This is a genomic window from Aliiroseovarius sp. D2-2 (genome assembly GCF_055809455.1).
On the sequence record NZ_CM147913.1, the window covers coordinates 1,932,984 to 1,948,149 of the forward strand.

The window sequence follows — 15,166 nt, forward strand, 5'->3', positions numbered from 1 at the left end:
GCAGGGGATGAGCAACGATACAGGCAAACGCCGCATTTCGATATTTGGTGCTACAGGGTCCATAGGGCAATCAACCATCGATCTGATCCGGCGCGATGCTATGGCTTACGATGTTGTTGCACTGACTGGCGGACAAAATATCGCACAGCTTGCGAAAGACGCCGTTGAACTAAATGCGGACATCGCGATTACCGCGCACGACGATAAGCTCTCTGAACTTCAACAGGCACTTGCGGGCAGTGGCGTTGAAGCCGCCGCGGGACCTGCGGCGATGGAAGAAGCTGCAACGCGGCCATGTGACTGGGTCATGTCTTCGATCGTTGGGGCCGCAGGTCTTTTGCCGGGACTACGCGCACTTGAAGCGCGCGCCACGTTGGCGCTTGCCAACAAAGAAAGCTTGGTGACGGCCGGTCCTTTGATCATGGCAACTGCCAAAGCGCACCATGCCCGAATTCTTCCCGTCGACAGCGAACATTCAGCGGTGTTTCAGGGGCTTGTCGGCGAAGATATAGAGGCGGTTGAGCGCGTGATCATCACGGCCTCTGGCGGCGCATTCCGTGACTGGCCGATTGAGAAACTCGCCACCGCCACTTTGGCGCAGGCAAGTTCACATCCCAATTGGGATATGGGTCAAAGGATCACCATCGACAGCGCATCGATGTTCAACAAGGCACTGGAAGTTATAGAAACCAAAGAGTTTTTCCAAATCAATCCAGATCAGATCGAAGTTCTGGTGCACCCGCAAAGCCTTGTACATGCTTTGGTTGGGTTTAACGACGGCGCGCTTATGGCGCATTTGGGGGCGCCTGACATGCGTCACGCCATTGGCTATGCGCTGCACTGGCCGGTACGGCGTGATCTGCCTGTTGAACGTTTGGACCTGGCGAAAGTGGCGACGTTAGAGTTTCGTGCACCTGATGAAACGCGTTATCCCGCATTGAGACTTGCCCGTGAAGTGATGGCCGCAGGCGGGCTGACCGGCGCGATCTTCAACGCGGCGAAAGAAATCGCCCTTGATGGCTTTATCGCGGGTCAGCTTGGCTTCATGGAGATGGCCGGGCTTGTCGAAGACGCTCTGACACGGCTTGACGGGGATAGCAGTCTAATCCACACGGCAATGACCCTTGATAATGTGTTGGCCGCTGACCAAATGGGACGAAACGTTGCCCGCGAGCTGATCGCAGCAAAAAACTGAACAGACGCGCCACAACGCGTATCAAACCAAAGGACACCCCTGACACATGGATCTGATCAGTTTTCTGCCGGATTTCGGCAATCTTGCCTTTACGATCCTTGCCTTTGTTGTCGCTTTGACAGTGATTGTGGCCGTCCATGAATACGGCCATTACATCGTTGGGCGTTGGAGCGGCATCAAAGCAGATGTGTTTTCAATTGGGATGGGCCCGGTACTTTTTGCACGCACAGATAGGCATGGCACCCAATGGCAGGTCGCTGCCTTTCCAATTGGTGGCTATGTAAAGTTCCGTGGCGATGCAAATGCTGCGTCCGGTGGGGCGGACGAGGCTGTCATGGCCGAATTGTCCGACGAAGATCGCCGCCACACAATGCACGGCGCACCACTTTGGGCCCGTGCGGCGACTGTGGCCGCCGGTCCTATCTTCAACTTCATCCTGTCGATCCTCATCTTTGCTGGCCTATTAATGTCGACAGGTGTCGCGCGGGATTCCTTGGCTGTTAAGTCCGTACGGGACGTTCCCGGGATGGAGCAGGGGCTGCGTGCAGGCGACGAAATTCTTTCCATTGCAGGCTTTGAAACGCCGCCGTTGGTTGAATTCTACGACGTGATCGAAAAACTGCCGGAAACAGAATTGGTCGACTATCGCGTAAAGCGTGATGGGCAAGACCTGACGGTATCAGCAACGCACCCATATCCAGCGCTGGTCGGATCCGTCAGCCCTCAATCCGCCGCAATGGCTGCCGGGTTGCAAGAGGGTGATTTCATTCAATCTGTAAACGGCACGATCGTTCCGACCTTCAATTCCTTACGCGAAATCGTCGTGAATGGGGATGGTGAAGAATTGTCTCTGGGCATTCTGCGTGAAGGGGCACCGCTCGATGTGATCCTGACTCCGCGCAGACAAGACATTCCCACGGCTGATGGCGGGTTCGAAACGCGCTGGTTGATCGGCATCACGTCAGGTCTTGTGTTTGAACCGGCCACACGTCCGGCGGGTGTCTGGGAAAGCTTGAAATCAGGTGCCGACCGGGTGGTCTATATCATTCAAAGCAGCCTATCCGGCCTTTGGCATATGATCACCGGCGCTATTTCCAGCTGTAACCTTTCAGGTCCAATTGGAATTGCGCAAGTTTCCGGACAAGCCGCGTCTCAGGGGGCCGTAACCTTTGTGTCCTTCATCGCGCTGTTGTCGACGGCCATTGGCATGTTGAACCTGTTTCCGATCCCAATTCTGGATGGTGGCCATCTGGTGTTCCACGCGTGGGAGGCTGTCACCGGACGTCCACCGTCGGACAAGGCCCTGAATATTCTTTTGGCAATTGGTCTGGCGTTGGTTCTGACATTGATGGTGTTTGGACTGACAAACGACCTGTTCTGCCCCTAGTTACTATCTGCCGTCGAAGCACGTTTGACGCAGTCAGCCATCAAATGAAACTGCTGCGCCAAAGGTGAGCTTGCACGCCAGACCATTCCGATGGTGCGGCTGGGTTTGGGGGCTTCGAAACGTGATACAGCCACGGGCGCAGAACGTGTTTCCACCCCAACGGCCATGTCTGGAATGAGTGTGACACCCATCCCAGCGCCAACCATCTGGACCAGGGTCGACAGGGCGCTGCCATCTAGCATTTCGCGTGGATTGTTGGTTTGCATATCGCAAAACGACAGGGCCTGATCGCGAAAGCAATGACCCTCTTCCAGCAAAAGCAATCGCATTTCGCGAAGCCCATCACGATTTGGAACAGGCTTGTCTTTGTCCGCCTCTGGACGCACCAACACAAATTCTTCGTCAAACAAAGCGACCTCGGTCAAGGCTGGGTCTGATATGGGAAGCGCTAGAATTGCCGTATCAATCCGTCCTTCCACAAGTTCGCGGATCAGATTTGACGTCATCGTTTCACGCATGTGAATTTCAGCACCCTGAAAACTGGCAGATAGCTCCTGTACGATGCGCGGCAACAGATAGGGGGCGATGGTCGGGATCACACCGATCCGCAGCTCACCTACCCAATGATCGCGTGCGGCCCGTGACACGTCCTCCAATTCATCAACGGAGCGCAGTATGTCTTTCGTTCGACGCAAAAATTCGCGGCCAAGCGTGGTCAAACGCACCTGTCTGTGCATCCGTTCGCACAAGACACAGCCCAATGCGTCCTCAAGTTCCTTGATCTGAACAGACAGGGCGGGCTGCGACACAGAACACGCGTCTGCCGCGCGGCCAAAATGGCCGTGTTCGGCAAGTGCGTCGAAATAACGAAGCTGGCGCAGGGTGATATTACTCATAAGGTAATCCTATCACATGGATTAAAAGGTGCAATTTCCTCTTATCGTTTAAATTGGCTATCGTGAGGCCATAAATACGGCAACCTCCGTTGCCTGCAGATTTACCAAACATGGGAGACTTAAGATGGACGGAAACAGCGTGGGAAAATGCCCGGTAGCACATGGTGCGACAAATGTCGGGATGCGGTCCAACAAGGATTGGTGGCCCAACCAGCTGAACCTAAGGATGCTCCATCAGAACACTGCCAAGTCAGATCCGATGGGCGAAGGTTTTGATTACGCCGAGGCCTTCAAGTCGCTTGATCTTGAGGCGCTCAAAGCAGACCTGACAGCGTTGATGACGGACAGTCAGGATTGGTGGCCGGCGGACTATGGTCACTATGGCGGGTTTTTCATCCGTATGGCGTGGCACAGTGCCGGGACGTATCGCACAGCCGATGGGCGCGGGGGTGCAGGCACCGGTCAACAACGTTTTGCGCCGCTGAATTCGTGGCCCGACAACGGAAACCTGGACAAAGCGCGCCGTCTTCTTTGGCCAATTAAACAGAAATACGGAAACAGCATCTCATGGGCGGATCTGATGATCCTTGCTGGGACTGTGGCCATCACGTCGATGGGTGGGCCGAGCTTTGGGTTCGCTGGTGGGCGTGCCGATGTTTGGGAGCCGGAAGAAGACACCTATTGGGGGGCCGAAACGGAATGGCTGGTCGGCGACGACAACCCCAACAGTCGTTACTCCGGTGAACGTGATCTGGAAAATCCGCTGGCGGCCGTTCAGATGGGTCTTATCTATGTGAACCCTGAAGGCCCGAACGGAGAACCCGATATTCTGGCTTCAGGGCGCGATATTCGCGATACCTTTGCGCGCATGGCCATGAATGACGAAGAAACCGTGGCGCTGGTCGCGGGTGGGCACACCTTCGGCAAGGCACATGGCGCGGGCGATCCCGAATTGGTAGGCCCCGAACCCGAAGCCGCCTCAATCGAAGAAATGGGCTTTGGCTGGATCAATGCGCATGGCTCTGGCCATGGCGATGACACCACAACCAGCGGCATTGAAGGCGCGTGGACCGCTAATCCCATCAAATGGGACAATGGGTTTTTTGACCTTCTGTTTGGCTACGACTGGAACCTAACCAAATCGCCTGCTGGCGCTTACATCTGGGAACCCGTCGGTGTGACGGAAGAGGACAAGGCCCCGCAGGCTCATGACGCGTCGAAAAAAGTGCCGACCATGATGACCACCGCCGATATGGCGATGCGTATGGACCCGATTTACGGCCCAATCTCGAAACGTTTCCACGAAAATCCAGACCAGTTTGCCGATGCTTTTGCACGCGCTTGGTTCAAGCTTACCCACCGAGATATGGGCCCTCGGGCACGCTATCTGGGTGCAGATGTGCCAAGCGAGGAGATGATCTGGCAAGATCCCATTCCTGCCTCAGACACCAAACTCAGCGACGCAGACGTGACCGCCTTGAAAGCTGCCGTTCTGAAAACGGGGCTGAGCATTTCGGATCTGGTGAAAACGGCTTGGGCATCGGCGTCCACGTTCAGGGGATCGGACATGCGGGGCGGCGCAAATGGCGCGCGCATCCGGCTTGAGCCAATGAACCGTTGGGACGTCAATGAACCAGAGGTGCTTGACCGGGTTCTGACCAAACTAGAAGAGCTGCGCGGTGATTTCGGCAAGCCCGTTTCGATGGCTGACTTGATTGTCATTGCAGGGTCTGCAGCAGTTGAGAAAGCTGCGGCAGATGCTGGTCACAGTATCGTTGTGCCATGCACATTGGGCCGCGGGGATACCACGCAAGAGATGACGGATGTGGAAAGCATCAGCCATCTTGAACCTGCTGCGGACGGCTTCCGAAACTGGCAACGGACCGAGTTCACGATCTCACCCGAAGAGCTGTTGATCGACAAAGCCCAGCTTCTGGGTTTGGGTGCCCCTGAAATGACCGTATTGGTTGGCGGATTGCGTGTGCTGGGTGCCAACCATGGCGACAGCAAACATGGTGTCTTGACCGAGAACGTGGGCAAGCTCAGCACGGATTTCTTCGTGAATCTGATGGATATGCGCACCAAGTGGTCGGATCAGGGCGATGGCACTTATGCCGGCACTGATCGTTCCTCGGGCAAACAGAAATGGACTGCGACGCGGGTAGACTTGGCCTTTGGCTCAAATTCTCAACTGCGCGCGTTGGCTGAAGTTTATGCTCAGAATGGCGCTGGTCAGAAGATGGTCGAGGATTTCGTCGCGGCCTGGACCAAGGTTATGAACGCAGATCGCTTTGATCTGGCCTAGGCCGTTCGAACTTCGGTTAATGTGAACCTAAGGGGGGCAGGGGACTGCCCCCTTTTTCGTGGGGGTTGCGTTAGACTGCGACGTGTATTTCGAGATGCGACAGCACCTCAGAAAACGCCTCGGGCGGCGCTTCATTGGTGACCAGAGCATCCCCAACCTTAAGATCAGGCTGACGTAAAGACGGTTTGCGCGTTTGCGGCTGAAATTTCGACGCATCCACCGCCATGATGGATCGCGAGGCGCTGTTCATCATCGCGAAGGCCATGTCGACCTCGCATTGCTCATGCACCATAAACCCTTTGTCAGGGTGTACCATGGAGGCTGATAGCACACAGTGATCAACCTGAGCCCGCTCCACCACTTGAAAGGCTGAGCGATCGAAGGACGCGCCGTCGTGATCACGCAGCTGCGTTCCCGCCATGGAAACGTTGTTTCCGGGGATCATGGCCAATGTGCTGGCCACAAAGGCCGAATTGGTCACCACGGTCAGTTCGCGACGTTCCCGCAATACCTGTGCAATGAACGCTGACGTTGACCCGGTGTCGATTGTCAGGCTGTCCCCATCCTTCACAAGCTCAGCCACCTTGTTTGCAATGGCCACCTTCGCCTCGCGGTTCAGGTTCATCCGCGACAGGAAAGGGGGGTCCATTGCGGATTTATTCGACACAAGCGCGCCGTGTACTTTATTCAGCGCCCCGCGTTCTGCAAGCGGTCGCGTGACGCGGCGGATGGTCTGGTCTGACACGCCCATAATTTGCGACAGTTCCTGCACACTGACAGTCCCCATCATGTCGACCCGGCGAAGTATCTCTTCGCTGTATTTTGAGGTTGGTGTGCTCATGGGCGAACCAGCTCCAGCAATTCAGCATGCATTTCAGGTGTTGCGGCCGTAACTGTGCGCCCGTCCGACGTAAGGGACAAAGGCTGGCCTTGCCAGTCCGTCATGACCCCGCCAGCCGCTTCGATCACAGCAGCAACCGGCAGGTAATCATATGGTTGAAGCCCAAAGTCAATAACGGCGTCCGCGTGCCCACTCGCCACCAACATATGAGGGTAGCAATCCGCCCCAAATCTACGCAGCTCTCCGGCGGTGATTATGCGTGCAAACTGATCAGGCGCGTCGAGTGCCATTTTATCTGCTTCGTTTATGAACACGCGCGCCTTCGACAATTGCTTGCAGGACGAAACGGAAATCGGCGTATCATTTAGACGCGCGCCATGACCCTTCGCACCGGAGTAGACCTCTCCTAACGCTGGCATGTTGACGACGCCAAGCTGCGGTTCGCCGTCAGAAAGGTAACCGATCAGTATTCCAAACAATGGCAGACCGGTGATGAAAGAGCGGGTTCCGTCAATTGGATCAACGATCCACATATCTGAATGATCGCCACTTTGGCCAAATTCCTCGCCCAGAATAGAATTCTTTTGGGAAAGCCGCCTCTAGCGCCGACCTGATTGCCTTTTCAGTGTTCTGATCTGCGATCGTAACAGGGCTGTCATCCGATTTTGATGTTACATCCAGCGGTTTTCGAAACATCTTCATCGCCACGGGCGACACCTCAACTGAGATTTTGTGAGCAATATCAAGGCGTGTACGCAGCTTATCCATACTAGATCCCGTGTCCTATTGTGCCCATTAAAACTGTCTTGAGAGCGAGTGAGTTACAATTAATATCTACATTAGTTTTCACTTTTTGTCGATTTTTGTTGATTTAAGCCAGAACTGTTGTTGATTATCGGCATCAAGCCGGTGCCAAATTAATACTGCACGGAACCAGAGCGTCGGCATCCAATGGGAGTTATCACATGAAACACTTGTCTGTTCTGACTGCAGCTTTCCTTGCCGCAACGCCTGTGATGGCGAAAGATTCCAGCGACCCGATTAAACTGACGCTGCATGATTGGTCCGGTCAGCTGATCACCACCACGCTTATGGGCGAGGTTCTGAAGAAAGCTGGCAACAACGTAGAATACCTGCAAGCGGACTATATTGCGCAGTTCGCAGGGCTTAGAACCGGCGATTTGCATCTGGCGATGGAAATCTGGGAAACCACCGGACGTGAAGCGCTGGACGAAGCTGTTGGGTCTGGCAATGTCGTCAATATGGGGGAAACCGGAATGATCGCCATCGAGGAATGGTGGTATCCGGCTTATATGGAGGAGCGCTGTCCGGGGCTTCCAGACTGGAAGGCTCTGAATGAATGCGCGCAGGAATTCTCGACCGCAGAAACCGCACCTTTAGGGCGTTATCTTGGGGCCCCCGTAACTTGGGGTGGCTTTGATGAAGAACGTATCGAAGCCTTGGGGATGGACTTCGAAGTTGTCCATGCAGGCACCGATGCAGCACTCTTTGCCGAGCTTGAGGCAGCATACCAACGAAAAGATCCCATTGTTCTATGGGTTTATGCACCGCATTGGGCACTTACGAAATACGAGGGCAGCTTTATCGAGTTTCCTCCATACTCGGTCGAATGCTACAACGATCCCTCCGTCGGCATGAACAAAGATGCTGCATATGATTGCGGTAAACCGACAGGCCCGATCTGGAAAGCCGCTTGGGCTGGACTGCCTGAGCAGTGGCCGAATGCTGCCAAAACCATTGAGAATTTCAACATCTCAAATGATGACATGAGCGCAATGGTCGCTGATGTGGATCTGAATGGTAAATCCGTCGATGACGTCGTTGCCGCTTGGATGGCAGGGAACGAAGCGACTTGGCAGGGCTGGATCGCTAAATAATCCATCTGACCATATTGGGCGCGGTCCGCCGCGCCCATTTCCCGAAATCTGATAGACAGTAACCGCCGCTTCGGTCAGCCTTTGACCGTGCATGAATTCTGCACCCGAGGACCATATGAACAAGTCTGTCATTCTTGACTGTCGCCATGTCTGGAAGCTCTACGGGGCGGGGGCGGATGCCTTGCTGAAAGACGGCAAGATCCCCGATGCTGAAACCCTTGCCAAAGCCAATGTGATTGGCGCGGTGCGTGATGCCAACGTGCAGATACATCAGGGCGAAATCTTTGTGATCATGGGCTTGTCTGGATCAGGAAAGTCCACTCTTGTCAGGTGCTTATCGCGCCTTGTTGAACCAACGTCTGGCGAAATCGAATTTGACGGTCGGGATCTCTTAAGCACATCCGATGCAGAGCTTATTGAAATCCGGCGCAAGAAGATGGGGATGGTGTTTCAACAGTTTGCACTGATGCCCCATCTAACGGTTCTGGAAAACGTTGCTTTCCCGCTTGAAATACAAGGTGTCGATCGCGTGAAGCGTGAAGCGAGCGCCCATAAGGTTATCGAACTTGTCGGCTTGAATGGTCGCGAGGACTATTACCCGCGCGAATTGTCTGGTGGGCAGCAACAACGTGTTGGCATTGCCCGCAGCCTGATTGTTGAGCCAGACCTTTGGTTCCTTGATGAACCCTTCTCGGCGCTTGATCCGTTGATCCGTCGCGAGATGCAGGATGAGTTCATTCGCCTGCAAAACATGCTGAAGAAAACCATTGTTTTCATCACTCATGATTTCGACGAGGCCATACGTTTGGCCGATCGAATTGCCGTTATGAAAGACGGAATAATTGAACAGGTGGCAACGCCAGAAGAACTGGTCCAGAACCCAGCCACCGACTATGTCGCGGATTTCACACGTCATGTTGCACGGTCAAAAGTTGTACGCGCGCAAAGCCAAATGGAGCCTGCGACCAGCGACAGCTTTGCGGGCGATGTGGCCCATGATGCGACAATTGAATCTATCGCAGACGAGGTTGAGCAGGCAGATTTACCCTTCCGAGTGATGAAAGACGGCAACATGATCGGTCAGATCACTGCGCGTGCTGTCATCGACGTGTTGGTGGGGCGCAGCTGATGTCCGGTCTCGCGCGACATATCACGCGATCAAGGCTGTTCTGGGCAGGGTTATTCCTGGCCACTTGGGCGTTGTCACAGTTTTCGTTCCAAATCTACAAAGCGCTCGACGCCCGATGGATCATTCGGTTCCCCAAAAAGTATCAACTGAACTTTGATGTTGTATTAAGCGACGTCATGGACTGGTTGGTCAATGTCGCGAATTTTTGGGTCTTCACGTTTCGCGACCTGACCCGCGCGATCGCATGGGTGATAGAAATTCCGTATCAGTTCTTGCGAAACCTTCTGGTTGAAGGGTTCCAAACCGGGTTGGGTGAGACTGCCGTGCACATCATGCCTTCGCTCAGCTGGATCGCTGTGATCGGCATTGTCGTCGCCCTTGGTCATTATGCGCGCGATTGGTCATTGGCCGCACTTGCAGGGGCGTGTTTCCTGTATCTTGCGGTGTTTGGGCAGTGGGACAGCGCCATGATCACGCTGGCCTCTGTGTTGGTCGCGGTTCCCATTGGCGCGGGCGGAGGTCTTTTGCTTGGCATTCTGGCCTATCGCGTAGCATGGGTAGAGCTGCTCTTACGTCCCATCCTTGATCTAATGCAGACCGTGCCTGTCTTTGCCTACCTTGTGCCGATCCTGATCCTGTTTGGATTTGGGCCTGTGGCCGCACTTGTGGCCACCGTGATCTATGCCATGCCCCCAATGATCCGTGTCACCATCGTAGCCCTGAAAGGCGTTCCAAAAGAACTGTTAGAGGCAGGCCGCATGATGGGGGCCACTCCGCGGCAAATGACGTGGAAAGTGCTTGTGCCTTCAGCGATGCCCACACTTATGGTCGGCGCAAATCAGGTGATTATGCTGACGCTGAACATGGTGATCATCGCATCCATGATTGGAGCGGGCGGACTGGGCTTCAATGTTCTGGCCAGCTTGCGCCGGCTGGACATTGGCGGCGGGATTGAGGCCGGGTTGGCCATTGTTGTGATGGCCATTGCCCTTGATCGAACCAGCCAAGCCTTTTCGGAACGCCGTATGATGCACGCACGGAAAGGAACCATTGTGCAACGCCACCCATGGTCCAGCGCAACGCTTGTGATCATTGTCGGGACTTTCCTACTAGGGCTGCTAATCCCAGCGGTTCAAAGCTATCCAGATATCTTGACGATCAGCACCGGGACGTTCTGGTCCAGCGCGATGGAGTGGATCAACGTCAACTTTTTTGATACTTTAGACGCGATCAAAACGGTGTTGCTGAAGGGCATTTTGCTGCCCGTGAAAAAGTTCTTCGTCGGCATTCCATGGCTCTGGGGAATACTTGTAACCGGATTAATTACTTGGCGCGTTGCTGGCTTGAAACTTGGTATTGTCGCTGGATTGATGATGGCTTTCATCGCCGCAAGCGGGCTGTGGGGCAAAGCCATGGTCACTCTGTACCTGTGCGGAGTATCCGTGTTCATCGCCGTACTAATCGGCACACCATTGGGAATCTGGGCCGCGCAAAAACCAAAAGCCGGGCGTGTCATTCTTGGGTTGATGGATACGCTGCAAACCCTGCCGTCTTTTGTCTATCTGATCCCAGTTGTGATGTTGTTCAGAGTGGGCGATTTCAGCGCGATGATTGCCGTCGTTCTGTACGCTCTGGCCCCGGCGGTACGCTATGCGGCGCATGGCATCCGCGAGGTGCCTTCTCAGTTGCTAGAAGCCGGGAAGATGGCGGGCTGCACACCGCGACAATTGCTTTGGCGGGTGAAGCTTCCCTTAGCAATGCCGCAGCTTTTGCTGGGGCTGAACCAGACCATCATGCTTGCCCTTTCAATGTTGGTGATCACGGCACTGGTAGGAACGCGCGACCTTGGACAAGAGGTCTATATCGCGCTGACAAAAGCCAATGCAGGGCAGGGGATTGTTGCCGGTCTTAGCGTGGCCTTCATCGCGATTATCGCAGACCGCATCGTGCATGCCCTTTCAGACAATCAAAAACAAAGGTTGGGCCTATGACCGAACACGCAATCTCACGGGCTGCTTCTTTGCCGTGTTTTGATGACCCAAAACAGATTGAACCGCTAAGCGGTGGGATCACCAATGTTAACCTGAAGGTGACCGATGGGGGGCGTGATTATGTTGTCCGGCTTGGCAATGACATCCCCGAACACGGCGTCATGCGGTGGAACGAACTGGCCTTGAGCCGGGCTGCCGAGGCGGCGGACATATCACCGGCTGTGCATTACCACGAGCCGGGGGCGCTTGTTCTCGATTTCATCGACGCGCAGACATTCACGGAAGAAATGGCGCGTGACCCAGTCAATGTTCCCCGTATCATCAAGCTTCTGAAACATGCTCATCACGCCTTAAGCCCACATTTGACGGGACCGATCCTGACATTTTGGCCGTTTCAAGTGAACCGGACTTATGTGACGCGGCTTCACGCCGAGGGGTCTCGTAACTCTGCCAAACTGCCCGCACTGATGGAGGATCTGGACAGGCTTGAACAGGCAACTGGGCCCGTCACTTTGGTGATTGGGCATAATGATCTGCTTGCGGCCAATATCCTTGATGATGGCAAGAAACTCTGGCTGATCGACTGGGAATACGGCGGCTTCAACACACCGCTGTTTGATCTTGCCGGTCTTGCTGGGAACAACGGATTTTCCGAAGCGCAAGAACACGACATGCTTGAACAGTATTTCGAAGCCCCCGCACAAACCCATTGGCGCGCCTATCAAGCGATGAAATGCGTGTCACTGATGCGCGAAACGCTTTGGTCCATGACCTCTGAAATCCATTCGGAACTGGATTTCGATTTTGTCGCCTACACCGCTGAAAATATGGAGCGTCTTAACGCTTCCCTCAAAGACTTTCAAAACACATAAGGACCCGCCATGACGCTTCCTTCATCTGCTAAAACACTTATCATCGGCGGCGGCATCATCGGCTGCTCAACCGCGTACCACCTTGCCCAAATGGGGGAAGAGGTGCTGCTTTTAGAAAAGGCCGCTTTGACGTCCGGATCGACCTGGCACGCGGCGGGATTGGTTGGGCAGCTACGCTCTAACGCCAACATCACGCAGCTTCTTGGCTATTCGATCGATCTTTACGACAAGCTCGAGGAAGAAACCGGGCTGGCCACCGGCTGGAAGATGAATGGTGGATTGCGTTTGGCCTGCAACGAAGAACGCTGGACTGAGGTTAAGCGGCAAGCAACCACGGCGCATTCCTTTGGTCTGGATATGCAACTTTTGACACCGCAAGAGGCCCAAGATCTTTGGCCGCTTATGGATATTTCGGACATTGTTGGCGCGGCCTTTCTTCCAACAGACGGGCAGGCAAGCCCATCCGACATCACCCAAGCGCTTGCGCGGGGGGCACGAGCTAAGGGCGCGATTTTGATGGAAAACACGCCCGTCTCAAAAATCCTGTCCGAGAAGGGGAAACTGGTCGGGGTACGCACACCTCAAGGTGATATCGCGTGTGAAAAGCTGGTGCTGTGCTGTGGTCAATGGACCCGCGAATTGGCCAAAGACGTCGGCGTTACGGTGCCGCTTGTATCCGTCGAACATCAATACATGGTGACCGAGGCGTTTGGCGTACCCAAAGACCTTCCAACACTGCGCGATCCGGACAGGCTGACCTACTACAAAGAAGAAGTCGGTGGTCTGGTCATGGGTGGCTACGAGCCAAACGGTATTCCATGGGCCAAGGATGGTATTCCTGATCCTTTCGATTTCCAGCTACTGGAGTCGAATTTCGATCACTTCGAGCAGTTGATGGAACTGTCTTTGCCGCGGGTTCCAAAGCTTGAAACAGTTGGTGTGAAACAGCTGATCAACGGTCCTGAAAGCTTCACGCCGGATGGCAATTTCATACTTGGCGAAGCGCCAGAGATGGCGAATGTGTTTATCGGCGCAGGCTTCAATGCGTTCGGCATCGCATCCGGCGGCGGGGCAGGGATGGCGTTGGCGGAATGGGTCGCAAAGGGCGCACCGCCCTATGATCTGTGGCCCGTCGACATTCGTCGCTTTGGCAGACCACATACGGACGCCGATTGGGTGCGCACCCGAACGCTTGAGGCTTATGGTAAGCACTACACGATGGCGTGGCCATCAGAGGAACATGAAAGCGGGCGGCCGTGCCGTCGGTCCCCCCTTTATGACCGGCTTAAGTCAGAAGGGGCCGTGTTCGGCGAAAAGCTGGGCTGGGAACGGCCAAACTGGTTTGCGGAAGAAGGCGAAGAAGCCCGAGATATCTATACGTTTGAGCGACCAAACTGGCATGATCCAGTGGGCCGCGAACACAAAGCGGCGCGTGAGGCCGCAGTGCTGTTTGATCAAAGCTCCTTTGCCAAATTCATATTGCAAGGCCCCGATGCCGAAGCCGCTTTGCAATGGATCGCAGCCAATCGCGTCGACAAACCCGTAGGATCCATCATTTATACCCAGATGTTGAACGACAAGGGCGGGATTGAATGTGATCTGACCTGTGTACGCACGGGTTACGACAGCTACTACATTGTTACGGGAACCGGGTTTGCCACGCATGATTTCGACTGGATCCGCCAAAACATTCCGGAAGGGCTGAATGCGCAGCTTGTTGATGTGACATCGTCCAATGCGGTTTTGTCTCTGTTTGGCCCGAGGGCACGCGACATCCTGTCTACAGTCACAAATGATGACGTTAGCAACGAGGCGCAACCCTTTGCGAAATCGCAAAAAATAGGGATTTCTGGCTGTCCTGTGTTAGCTCTGCGTATCACCTATGTTGGCGAACTGGGTTGGGAACTTCATCTGCCCACGGAATACGCGCAAACAGTCTATGATGCATTGCACAAGGCAGGCGCAGCCTACGGGCTAAAGAATGCGGGGTACCGCGCCATCGAAACGCTTCGCTTAGAAAAAGGATACCGAGCCTGGTCTTCGGATATCGGCCCAGATCACACACCCGATGAAGCGGGTCTTGGATGGGCTGTGAAGATCAAATCCAACATTCCATTCAACGGGCGTGAAGCTGTTGTAAGCCAACGCGAAAATGGAACCCACAAGATCCTGGCGACCTTTACAACAGATGGCGATACCATCCTGTCGGGCCGCGAAACGATTTACCGAAACGGTGAAAGATGTGGTTGGCTTTCCTCTGGTGGATATGGACATACATTGGGCTGCTCGATCGGGATGGGGTATGTGCGCGCATCCGAGCAGATCGACAAAGACTATGTCCTTAGCGGGACTTACGAGCTGGAAGTGGCAACCAAACGCGTGCCAGCCAAAGTCACTTTAAGTCCGCTGTACGATCCAAAAATGGAGAGGGTCCGCGGTTAAGTCCTAGGGTAGGGGATCTAGTAGAATTCAGCCGCTAATTGATCCTCTGCCACCACGATTTCAATTGAAACCAAGTGCATTAGCCAAAGCTGCATGGATCTTGTGACGAAAGACATTATCGCGGGTTTTCCAGTTCCGCGTGTCCTAACTAAGAACAGACCGCACAAAACTTGGTTATTGTCTGTTATTCAACCAAAATCCCCAGCCTAT

Annotated in this window: 11 protein-coding genes; 8 read left to right on the top strand and 3 right to left on the bottom strand. The window is 54.5% G+C overall.

What is annotated here, in order from left to right; translation table 11 throughout:
• Positions 1–7: 7 nt before the first annotated feature.
• Positions 8–1,195, top strand: a complete 1,188-nt coding sequence (gene dxr / locus AC0L6A_RS09570; protein WP_473289572.1) for a 1-deoxy-D-xylulose-5-phosphate reductoisomerase — start codon at positions 8–10, stop codon at positions 1,193–1,195.
• 46 nt (positions 1,196–1,241) lie between these two features.
• Entirely contained in the window at positions 1,242–2,582 is a 1,341-nt protein-coding gene (rseP, locus tag AC0L6A_RS09575) for an RIP metalloprotease RseP (protein WP_473289574.1), read from the top strand.
• Here the strand turns inward: rseP and AC0L6A_RS09580 are convergent.
• Positions 2,579–3,478, bottom strand: a complete 900-nt coding sequence (locus tag AC0L6A_RS09580; protein ID WP_473289575.1) for a LysR substrate-binding domain-containing protein — start codon at positions 3,476–3,478, stop codon at positions 2,579–2,581. The genes rseP and AC0L6A_RS09580 overlap by 4 nt on opposite strands.
• A gap of 124 nt (positions 3,479–3,602) precedes the next feature.
• On the opposite strand from AC0L6A_RS09580, the gene katG reads away from it, so the two are divergent.
• Entirely contained in the window at positions 3,603–5,783 is a 2,181-nt protein-coding gene (gene katG, locus AC0L6A_RS09585) for a catalase/peroxidase HPI (RefSeq protein ID WP_473289577.1), read from the top strand.
• Between the two features lie 70 nt (positions 5,784–5,853).
• On the opposite strand, the gene AC0L6A_RS09590 is transcribed toward katG, so the two are convergent.
• Complete coding sequence (locus AC0L6A_RS09590; RefSeq protein WP_473289578.1) at positions 5,854–6,624, bottom strand: DeoR/GlpR family DNA-binding transcription regulator; 771 nt, start codon at positions 6,622–6,624, stop codon at positions 5,854–5,856.
• Positions 6,621–7,157 carry an inositol monophosphatase family protein gene (locus tag AC0L6A_RS09595; protein ID WP_473289580.1) on the bottom strand — a complete coding sequence of 179 codons (537 nt, stop codon included), beginning with the start codon at positions 7,155–7,157 and terminating at the stop codon, positions 6,621–6,623. Before AC0L6A_RS09595 ends, AC0L6A_RS09590 begins: the two co-directional genes overlap by 4 nt.
• Positions 7,158–7,589: 432 nt before the next feature.
• Between AC0L6A_RS09595 and AC0L6A_RS09600 the strand changes: the two genes are divergently transcribed.
• The 5 genes from AC0L6A_RS09600 to AC0L6A_RS09620 all read left to right on the top strand — a co-directional run bounded on the left by AC0L6A_RS09600 (position 7,590) and on the right by AC0L6A_RS09620 (position 14,956).
• The gene (locus tag AC0L6A_RS09600) at positions 7,590–8,522 is read left to right on the top strand and encodes an ABC transporter substrate-binding protein (RefSeq protein ID WP_473289582.1); all 933 of its coding nucleotides are present in this window, start codon (positions 7,590–7,592) and stop codon (positions 8,520–8,522) included.
• 115 nt (positions 8,523–8,637) lie between these two features.
• A complete protein-coding gene (locus AC0L6A_RS09605) occupies positions 8,638–9,651 on the top strand; it encodes a quaternary amine ABC transporter ATP-binding protein (protein ID WP_473289584.1) in 1,014 nt (337 codons plus the stop codon).
• Complete coding sequence (locus AC0L6A_RS09610) at positions 9,651–11,642, top strand: ABC transporter permease (protein WP_473289585.1); 1,992 nt, start codon at positions 9,651–9,653, stop codon at positions 11,640–11,642. Before AC0L6A_RS09605 ends, AC0L6A_RS09610 begins: the two co-directional genes overlap by 1 nt.
• Complete coding sequence (locus AC0L6A_RS09615; RefSeq protein ID WP_473289587.1) at positions 11,639–12,514, top strand: choline/ethanolamine kinase family protein; 876 nt, start codon at positions 11,639–11,641, stop codon at positions 12,512–12,514. Before AC0L6A_RS09610 ends, AC0L6A_RS09615 begins: the two co-directional genes overlap by 4 nt.
• Positions 12,515–12,523: 9 nt before the next feature.
• Entirely contained in the window at positions 12,524–14,956 is a 2,433-nt protein-coding gene (locus AC0L6A_RS09620; RefSeq protein ID WP_473289588.1) for a GcvT family protein, read from the top strand.
• The last annotated feature ends 210 nt before the right edge of the window (positions 14,957–15,166 follow it).

What these genes read in the sequence shown, in the direction of transcription:
- AC0L6A_RS09580 (WP_473289575.1), bottom strand. Translation starts at nt 3,478, where the DNA reads ATGAGTAATATCACCCTGCGCCAGCTTCGTTATTTCGACGCACTTGCC.
- AC0L6A_RS09610 (WP_473289585.1), top strand. Translation starts at nt 9,651, where the DNA reads ATGTCCGGTCTCGCGCGACATATCACGCGATCAAGGCTGTTCTGGGCA.
- katG (WP_473289577.1), top strand. Translation starts at nt 3,603, where the DNA reads ATGGACGGAAACAGCGTGGGAAAATGCCCGGTAGCACATGGTGCGACA.
- AC0L6A_RS09605 (WP_473289584.1), top strand. Translation starts at nt 8,638, where the DNA reads ATGAACAAGTCTGTCATTCTTGACTGTCGCCATGTCTGGAAGCTCTAC.
- AC0L6A_RS09590 (WP_473289578.1), bottom strand. Translation starts at nt 6,624, where the DNA reads ATGAGCACACCAACCTCAAAATACAGCGAAGAGATACTTCGCCGGGTC.
- AC0L6A_RS09615 (WP_473289587.1), top strand. Translation starts at nt 11,639, where the DNA reads ATGACCGAACACGCAATCTCACGGGCTGCTTCTTTGCCGTGTTTTGAT.
- rseP (WP_473289574.1), top strand. Translation starts at nt 1,242, where the DNA reads ATGGATCTGATCAGTTTTCTGCCGGATTTCGGCAATCTTGCCTTTACG.
- AC0L6A_RS09600 (WP_473289582.1), top strand. Translation starts at nt 7,590, where the DNA reads ATGAAACACTTGTCTGTTCTGACTGCAGCTTTCCTTGCCGCAACGCCT.
- dxr (WP_473289572.1), top strand. Translation starts at nt 8, where the DNA reads ATGAGCAACGATACAGGCAAACGCCGCATTTCGATATTTGGTGCTACA.
- AC0L6A_RS09595 (WP_473289580.1), bottom strand. Translation starts at nt 7,157, where the DNA reads ATGTGGATCGTTGATCCAATTGACGGAACCCGCTCTTTCATCACCGGT.
- AC0L6A_RS09620 (WP_473289588.1), top strand. Translation starts at nt 12,524, where the DNA reads ATGACGCTTCCTTCATCTGCTAAAACACTTATCATCGGCGGCGGCATC.